This window comes from Streptomyces sp. 3-6 (assembly GCF_056323165.1).
Genome location: NZ_JBWHZP010000058.1, coordinates 1 through 567, shown reverse-complemented (window position 1 = coordinate 567; position 567 = coordinate 1). Strand labels below are relative to the sequence as shown.

Annotated in this window: 1 protein-coding gene; it reads left to right on the top strand. The window is 65.1% G+C overall.

Features of this window, described 5'->3' with window-relative positions; translation table 11 throughout:
* Nucleotide 1 precedes the first annotated feature (1 nt).
* Nucleotides 2–567: alpha-amylase family glycosyl hydrolase (locus AC02VZ_RS26060; protein WP_476476564.1), on the top strand; the 566-nt coding region annotated here is incomplete at its 3' end.

Sequence of the window (567 nt, the reverse complement as noted above, 5' to 3'; positions counted from 1 at the left end):
CATGATCGTCAACGAACCCGTGCCGGACACCTTCGAGGACACCCCCGCCGGGGACCGGGACCCCGAGTGGTTCAAACGCGCCGTCTTCTACGAGGTGCTGGTCCGCTCGTTCCAGGACAGCAACGGTGACGGCGTCGGCGACCTGAAGGGCCTGACCGCCAAACTGGACTATCTGCAGTGGCTCGGCGTGGACTGCCTGTGGCTGCCGCCGTTCTTCAAGTCCCCACTGCGCGACGGCGGTTACGACGTCTCCGACTACACCGCCGTGCTGCCCGAGTTCGGTGACCTCGCCGACTTCGTGGAGTTCGTCGACTCCGCGCACCAGCGCGGCATGCGCGTCATCATCGACTTCGTCATGAACCACACCAGTGACCAGCACCCGTGGTTCCAGGAGTCCCGCAAGGACCCCGACGGCCCGTACGGGGACTACTACGTGTGGGCCGACGACGACAAGCAGTTCCAGGACGCGCGCATCATCTTCGTCGACACCGAGGCGTCCAACTGGACCTACGACCCGGTGCGCAAGCAGTACTACTGGCACCGCTTCTTCTCCCACCAGCCGGACCT